Annotated in this window: 8 protein-coding genes; 4 read left to right on the top strand and 4 right to left on the bottom strand. The window is 68.3% G+C overall.

Annotated features, from left to right (window positions below; genetic code table 11):
• Positions 1–139: 139 nt before the first annotated feature.
• Positions 140–1,591 carry a PLP-dependent aminotransferase family protein gene (locus FUT87_RS23475; RefSeq protein WP_147242568.1) on the bottom strand — a complete coding sequence of 484 codons (1,452 nt, stop codon included), beginning with the start codon at positions 1,589–1,591 and terminating at the stop codon, positions 140–142.
• A 244-nt stretch (positions 1,592–1,835) separates the two neighbouring features.
• Between FUT87_RS23475 and FUT87_RS23470 the strand changes: the two genes are divergently transcribed.
• Complete coding sequence (locus FUT87_RS23470) at positions 1,836–2,297, top strand: carboxymuconolactone decarboxylase family protein (RefSeq protein WP_147242567.1); 462 nt, start codon at positions 1,836–1,838, stop codon at positions 2,295–2,297.
• Between the two features lie 29 nt (positions 2,298–2,326).
• On the opposite strand, the gene FUT87_RS23465 is transcribed toward FUT87_RS23470, so the two are convergent.
• Positions 2,327–2,740 carry a hypothetical protein gene (locus tag FUT87_RS23465; RefSeq protein WP_310735315.1) on the bottom strand — a complete coding sequence of 138 codons (414 nt, stop codon included), beginning with the start codon at positions 2,738–2,740 and terminating at the stop codon, positions 2,327–2,329.
• Between the two features lie 279 nt (positions 2,741–3,019).
• Between FUT87_RS23465 and FUT87_RS23460 the strand changes: the two genes are divergently transcribed.
• Positions 3,020–3,931 (top strand): pyridoxal-phosphate dependent enzyme, encoded by a 912-nt coding sequence (locus tag FUT87_RS23460; protein WP_147242565.1) that lies wholly within the window; start codon positions 3,020–3,022, stop codon positions 3,929–3,931.
• A gap of 14 nt (positions 3,932–3,945) precedes the next feature.
• Here the strand turns inward: FUT87_RS23460 and FUT87_RS23455 are convergent, their stop codons facing one another.
• On the bottom strand, positions 3,946–4,359 hold the full coding sequence (locus FUT87_RS23455) for a helix-turn-helix domain-containing protein (RefSeq protein ID WP_147242564.1): 414 nt from the start codon (positions 4,357–4,359) through the stop codon (positions 3,946–3,948).
• A 92-nt stretch (positions 4,360–4,451) separates the two neighbouring features.
• On the opposite strand from FUT87_RS23455, the gene FUT87_RS23450 reads away from it, so the two are divergent.
• Positions 4,452–5,405, top strand: a complete 954-nt coding sequence (locus tag FUT87_RS23450) for an aromatic alcohol reductase (protein ID WP_147242569.1) — start codon at positions 4,452–4,454, stop codon at positions 5,403–5,405.
• Positions 5,406–5,428: 23 nt separating this feature from the next.
• On the opposite strand, the gene FUT87_RS23445 is transcribed toward FUT87_RS23450, so the two are convergent.
• Positions 5,429–5,863 carry a DUF1801 domain-containing protein gene (locus FUT87_RS23445; protein WP_091724713.1) on the bottom strand — a complete coding sequence of 145 codons (435 nt, stop codon included), beginning with the start codon at positions 5,861–5,863 and terminating at the stop codon, positions 5,429–5,431.
• Positions 5,864–6,218: 355 nt separating this feature from the next.
• Between FUT87_RS23445 and FUT87_RS23440 the strand changes: the two genes are divergently transcribed.
• Positions 6,219–7,193, top strand: coding sequence for an ABC transporter substrate-binding protein (locus FUT87_RS23440; RefSeq protein ID WP_091724714.1), 975 nt, complete (start codon positions 6,219–6,221; stop codon positions 7,191–7,193).
• The last annotated feature ends 139 nt before the right edge of the window (positions 7,194–7,332 follow it).

Genomic DNA, 7,332 nt, shown 5'->3' with positions numbered 1-7,332 from the left:
CCGGCCGCGGCGCCCAGCGGAAGGTCGGAACGACAGGGAGGTGACGTGTTCATGGGGACTCCTTGGCTGACGAAGCCCGCACTGCGGCAAGGCTCGTGCCTTGCGGATCGACCGGTCGCCGACCAGCGCGATGCAGGGCTCACGTGGCCGGCCGCCACGCCGTCCCGGCCGGGGCGAATCGCGTCAGCGTCTCGACCACGCGGTCGCAGGCGCGCTCGACCTGCGTCGCCGGGGCCGTGGCCACGCTGAGCATCAATCCCGACCGGGCTTGCGCCGGCCGGGCGAACCAGACCGACAGCGGCGCCGGCGCGATGCCGAAGGCGAACAGCGCGCGAGCGACCGCCAGGTCGGACACACCGTCGGGCGTGCGCACCAGAACCGCGAGCGCGGCCGGGTGGCTGCCGCCCAAGCCGCGATCGCGCAGCGCCCGCAGCAGCCCCTCGCGCTGCGCCAGGTACAGCCGCTTGGTCCTGCGCAGATGGCGCAGGTAGTGCCCGTCGCGCATGAACGCGGCGACCGCCAGCTGCGCCGCCGGTCCGGGGGGCGGCGCCAGGCAGGCGGCCACCTCACCCAGGCGCGCCGCCAGCGACGCCGGCGCCACGACAAAGCCCAGTCGCAGCCGCGGATCGATCGTCTTGCTGAAGGAGCCGATGTGGAGGACGCGGCCGTGGCGATCCAACGATGCCAGCGCCGGGGCGGCGCGCCCCTGCAGCTGCAGCTCGCTCAGGTAGTCGTCCTCGACGATCCAGCCGCCGGTGCTGGCGGCCCAGTCCATCAGCCGCAGCCGGCGTCGCAGGGACATCGTCACGCCCAGCGGCGCCTGCTGCCCGGGCGTGACCACCGCGAGCGCCGCATCGGGCGCATCGCGCCAACCGGCGTCGACATCCAGGCCTTCCTCGTCCACCAGCACCGGAACGGGTGTGAGCCGCCCGAGCTCGAGCGCGTGGCGCGTGAAGAAGAAGCCGGGTTCCTCCATCCAGGCGCGACGCCCCTCGAGGCCGAGCGCGCGCAGCACGAGGCCCAGTCCCGCCGCGTAGCCGCCGGTGACCAGCACCTGGTCGGGAGAACACACCAGCCCGCGCGCCACCGCGAGGTAGCCGGCGATCTCGCGCCGCAGCGCCAGTTCGCCGCGAGGGTCGGGATAGAGCGCCGCGCCGCTGGTCTCCGCCGCCAGCGCGCGCGTCCGGAGCCGGGCCATCAGCTTGGCCGGCAGGCTGTCGCGCGAGGGAATGCCCGGCTGGAACAGCCCGGGACCGGCGGTCAGCTCGCGATACATCGACACGAAGGCGCCCGGGTCCAGCGCTTCGTCGCTGCCACGCGCCCGCGACGGCCGCTCGGCGACACGGGTGCCGGCAGCGCGCGAGGCCTCGATCAGCTGGTCCGCCGCAAGCTTCTCGTAGGCGACGCGCACCGTGCCGCGCGACACGCCCAGTTGGGCCGCGAGGTCGATCCACGACGGCAGCCGCATGCCGGGCGTCAGCACCGACCGCTCGATCGCGGCCGAGATGCCGCGATGGATCTGGTCGGTGAGCGGCATGGCCGCGGACTTGTCGAGCGTGAGCGGCAGTGGCGGGTGCGGCGTGGAGGTCATCGGAGGCCTGCGGGGCAAGGGGATGGCACGGAACGGGACGGCAGTGGCGAAACCGCGAAACCGCGAAATGGCGAGACGGCGAGACGAAAAGGTATTGGCTCGTAGTACAGCGATTCTTGCGAATCTTGGGCCTTCGCATTGCACCACTGGCGGCGAAGAATGGCGCTCATCGATGACGCGGTCCGTTGGCAGCGTCACCGTCCCCGCCTCGGGCGATGCCGCCCTACCCCTTCAGGAGTCCCTCATGACCCAACGTCTCGATTACACCCAGGTCTCGCCCGCCGGCGTCAAGGCGCTCGGCGGCGTCTACGGCTATGTAACGCAGAGCGGCCTGCCCGCCGCGCTGGTGGAACTGGTCTTCCTGCGGATCTCGCAGATCAACAACTGCGCCTACTGCCTGGACATGCACACCCGCGACCTGCTGAAGAAGGGCGTGCCGATCGAGAAGCTCGCCCTGGTGCAGGCCTGGGAGGAAGGCGGCGCGCTGTTCGATGCCCGCGAGCGCGCGGCGCTCGCCTGGGCCGAATCGGTGACGCGCGTGGCGAGCACCGGCGTCCCGGATGCCGACTTCGCCGCGGCGCATGCGGTGTTCAGCGAGAAGGAGCTGGTCGACTTGACGATCGCGATCGGCCTCATGAACACCTACAACCGCCTCGCGATCAGCTTCCGCAACCCACCGCAGGCGGTGGCGATGGCGGCACGCTGAGCGCCAGCCATGGCGCCGCGCCGGGGCGTTCAGCCGATCGCCCGGCGCAGGTTCTCGCGAGCGCGTGCCTCCAGGCGCTCGCGCAGCATCGCCGTGCTGTACAGCACCGGCCGGTCGAGGAAGGTGCGCAGGATCTGTCGACGCTTGCGGCGGAACAGGAAGCCGGGCACGAACGCGTATTCATTGCGGATCTGACGTTCGTACTCGTCGAAGCGCGGGCGCTCGGCGCCGAGGATGGCCAGGTCGATGTCCACCAGCACCTGCTCGTCGACGTTGCCCGGCACGCCGTCGTGCCGCGTGACCAGCACCAGCTGCCGCACCCGCTCGGCCGCCGCGGCCGCGGCGCCGGCGCTGGTCAACGCGCGGTGCGCCCATTCGGCGCTTCGTTCCTCGTTGCCGGAACCCTTGACGTCATAGATGGCATCGTGGAACCACAGCGCCATCTCGACCTCCTCGGGGTGCTCCGCCAGATCGCGGACCTGCTCGAGCAGCGCCAGGCATTCCTCGAGGTGCTGTTGCGTGTGGTAGTGGCGTTGCGGTTCGGCATAGCCGGCGAGCAGCTCGTCGCGCAGCGCGATGCCGTCCGGGCCGCTGGTTCCGGCGCCAGGTCCGACCAGGGCGGACCAAGCGCGCCGCCAGGAGCGTTCGAAGAGAGCGTTCATGTGGGCGCGATGGTAGCGACTCCCGGGGCTCGATCGGCCACTGCCCTACGATGCGGCCCCATGGCCATCCACATCAACACTCCGACCGTCGACTCCGACGCCTTCAGCACCGCCGATCAACGCGTCTGGCTCAAGCTCGAAGCCCTGCAGCCTTGCGGCTCGTTCAAGCTGCGCGGCGTCGGCCATGCCTGCGAGGTCCATGCGGCGCGCGGCGCGAAGCGATTGCTGTCGTCATCAGGCGGCAATGCGGGCATGGCGGTCGCGCATGCGGGCAGGCGGCTCGGGCTGCCGGTGGTGGTGGTCGTTCCCGAGACCACGCGAGAGTGGCCGAAGACGCTGATCCGGCGCCAGGGCGCGGAGGTCATCGTCCACGGCAAGAGCTGGATGGAGGCCAATGACTTCCTGATGGCGATGCGCCAGCCGACGGACGCGTTCATCCATCCGTTCGACGATCCGCTGCTGTGGGAAGGTCACGCCACGATGATCGAGGAGGCCGCCACGCAGATGCCCAAGCCGGACGCGGTCGTGCTGTCGGTCGGTGGTGGCGGGCTGATGAGCGGCGTGCTGCAGGGGATGCATGCCGTCGGATGGAGCGACGTGCCGCTTGTCGCGGCCGAAACCGTCGGCGCGGACTCGTTGCATGCGGCCATCGTCGCGGGCGGGCTGGTGACGCTCGATGCAATCACGAGCATCGCGACCTCGCTGGGCGCACGCCGCGTCAGCGAGCAGGCCTTCGCGTGGACGAAACGGCATCCGGTCACGGCGACCACGGTCAGCGACGCGGAGGCGGTGCAAGCCTGCCTCACGGTGGCGAAGGAGCATCGACTGATCGTCGAACCGGCGTGCGGCGCGGCGGTCGCCGCCGCGCTGAAGCGCTCGGTGCCCGTGTTGCAGGGCGCCCGGAACGTGCTGGTGATCCTGTGCGGCGGGGCTTGTGCGACCTATGAGGATCTGCAGGCGTGGGCGGGGTGAGGCGATGAAGCCGGCTAGGCGCCGGTGTTACGGTGCCGGCTGTCGAAGTCTTGCCTCGCTTCTCGGAAGCGGTCCGCGTTCCCGACGATCCAAGTCCACAGCGGGACCATGCGAACCAGCAGCTCCATGCCCATGTCGGTGAGCTCGTACTCGACTCTGGGAGGCACCTCTTCAAAGTCGTGACGAAGCACCAAGCCGTCGCGTTCGAGTTGTCTCAGGGTGAGCGTCAACATGCGCTGAGTCACCCCGTGCATGCGCCTGCCGATCTCGGCGTGGCGAAGCCTGCCATACACACCGAGGGTGTGCACCACGCCGAGTGACCAACGACTTCCGGCATGCGCGAGCACCTCGCGCCGCACGCCGTCGTCGTCATCTCGCAGACCGTCACACACGGTCTGCGAATACTGAAGGATTTCGTCTCTGTTCACAGTGTTCAGCCCTCGGTATCACGCGTGTGCCTTCTTACGTCCGCGCTCCTGCGTGACTAGACTGGCGCCACTTCCTTGCAGTGGCCTACACGATGAACCGATCCGATCCTAACGCTACGTCTCAGAACATCCTCGTCCTCGGTGCCGGAGAGCTCGGCCTGCCTGTGCTGCGCCATCTCGCTCGCCGGGCGAAAGACGTGAAGGGTGCCAGGATCAGCGTGCTGCTGCGCGCGAGCGCTGTTGAACCCAACGATCCGGGCAAGCAGCGGGATATCGGGGAGATTCGACACCTGGGCATCGAGATCGTCGTGGGCGACCTCGTGAAGAGCTCCATCGATGAACTCGCCACGGTCTTCGCGCGCTATGACACGGTCATCGGTTGCGCAGGCTACGCCGCGGGAATCGACACGCCGATGAAGCTGGCGCGAGCCGCCCTGCAGGCCCGCATCCCAAGGTATTTCCCCTGGCAGTTCGGCGTCGATTTCGACGTGATCGGCCGAGGCAGTCCACAGGACATCTTCGATGCTCAGCTGGATGTGCGCGAGTTGCTGCGCGGCCAGCAAGAGACGGAGTGGGTCATCATCTCGACCGGCATGTTCATGAGCTACCTGTTCGAGCCCGAGTTCGGCGTGGTGGATCTCCAAGCGAATGCCGTCCATGCCCTGGGCAGCCTCGACACCGCGGTGACGCTGACGACACCGGACGACATCGGCGCACTGACGGCCGAGGTCGTCTTCTCCGAGCCTCGAATCCGCGACGAGATCGTTTACCTCGCAGGCGACACCGTCACCTATGCGGAGGTGGCCGACAAGCTGCAATCGGGCCTGGGCCGCCCCTTCAGCCGCCACGAGTGGACAGAGCAGTACCTGTTGGACGAGCTGGCGCGCGACCCGAACAACATGATGCGAAAGTACCGCGCGGCTTTTGCCCAAGGACGGGGTGTGGCATGGGAGAAGAGCGGCACATTCAATCAGCACCGCGCCATCCCTGTTACCGACGTGGCGTCCTGGATCAATGCCAATCTCGCTTCGAGTCGTCGCGACTAGTTCGGCTTGCCGGGCGCATCCCCCTACATCTTCTCGCCGGGCAACTCGCTCGCGGCCTTCGCCCAGGCGATGAAGACGGCTTCGTCGAGCGGGTCCTGTTCGCTCACGTGAAGATAGCGCGCATGCGCGGTCTTCGACTCGACCGGCGGCATCGGGTCCAGCGACCTGCCGTTGAAGAACGCCACCTTCACGTAGCGCGTCATCACGTGGATGCCGAGGAACCAGGTCTCGCCGTCCATGCCGTAGAGCGGGGAGTTGTACTTCACCGCCTTGCGGACCTCGGGCACCGCGTCGGTGACCAGCGCGTCCAGGCGCCGGACCACGATCTGCTTCCAGCCCGTGAGGGCCGCGATGTAGGCCTGCACCGGCGCGTCGCCGTGGCCCTTCGGGATCTGAGGATTGCCGCCGGCGAGCAGCACGCCCGTGGCGGCCGGGCTCGCCGTCTTCTGCTTCGTCATGCGCGCGTCCGTCTGTCGAGGAGATCGGCGGACCTTAACACCGCCTTCACGTTGACGCCCGCTGACTGCGTCGAGCCCCCTCACCCCTTCCCTCTCCCCCTCGGGGGAGAGGGGGTGAATCCTGGATCGCCCCCTTGCTCTCCCTATTGCTCTCCACTCGCTCCACTCTCGTCCCTCAGGGAGAGGGAGTGAATCTGGGCGGGGATCTCACGGAGTGATATCGATCAGGACATCGCCGGCACTAGAAATGTGATTGGTCCGGCATCTCTGGCCTCCCTACGATCGCTGTCACCTCACGAGGCGCGCCGGCCATCGGCGTGACCTCCACAGCAACATCAACGAGGAGACAACGACCATGAAGACGACGCGTCGTCATCTGCTGGCCATGGCCGCGCTCGGCCTGTCGCTGGCCGGCACCGCTTCCAGCGCCTTCGCCGCCGACAAGCCGCTCGTCCTGGGCTTCTCCCAGGTCGGCGCCGAGAGCGAATGGCGCACCGCCAACAGCAACTCCATCAAGGACGCCGCCAAGCAGGCCGGCATCACCCTCAAGTTCGCCGACGCCCAGCAGAAGCAGGAAAACCAGGTCAAGGCCATCCGCTCCTTCATCGCCCAGAAGGTCGACGTCATCGCCTTCTCCCCCGTCGTCGAATCCGGCTGGGACACCGTCCTGCGCGAAGCCAAGAACGCCAAGATCCCCGTCATCCTCACCGACCGCGCCGTCAAGGTCAGCGACCCCTCCCTCTACGTCACCTTCATCGGCTCCGACTTCGTCGAGGAAGGCCGCAAGGCCGGCCGCTGGCTCGTCGACTGGGCCAAGAAGAACGCCCCCACCGGCGAGGTCAACATCGTCGAGCTCCAGGGCACCGTCGGCTCCGCGCCGGCGCTCGACCGCAAGCGCGGCTTCGAGGAAATCATCCAGGCCGAGCCTCGCCTGAAGATCGTGCGCTCGCAGTCCGGCGACTTCACCCGCGCCAAGGGCAAGGAAGTCATGGAGGCCTTCCTCAAGGCCAAGGACAAGAAGATCCACGTCCTCTTCGCTCACAACGACGACATGGCCATCGGCGCCATCCAGGCCATCGAGGAAGCCGGCCTCAAACCCGCCAAGGACATCGCCATCGTCTCCATCGACGGCGTGCGCGGCGCCTTCCAGGCCATGGCCGCGGGCAAGCTCAACGTCACCGTCGAGTGCAACCCGATGCTAGGCCCGCAGCTGATGCAGCTGGCCAAGGATGTCGTCGCCGGCAAGCCGGTGGCCAAGCGCATCACGACCGAGGAAGGCGTCTTCACCGCCGACGTCGCGGCCAAGGAACTCCCCAACCGCAAGTACTGATGGACGCCCCGGCTCCGCTGCTCTCGCTCGCCGGCATCGACAAGGGCTTCCCCGGCGTGCAGGCCCTGTCCGGCGTCGGGCTGCGGCTCTTCGCCGGCGAAATCCACGCGCTGATGGGCCAGAACGGCGCCGGCAAGTC

The organism is Mitsuaria sp. TWR114, from assembly GCF_007997345.1.
This window is presented reverse-complemented; position numbering and strand designations above follow the sequence as displayed.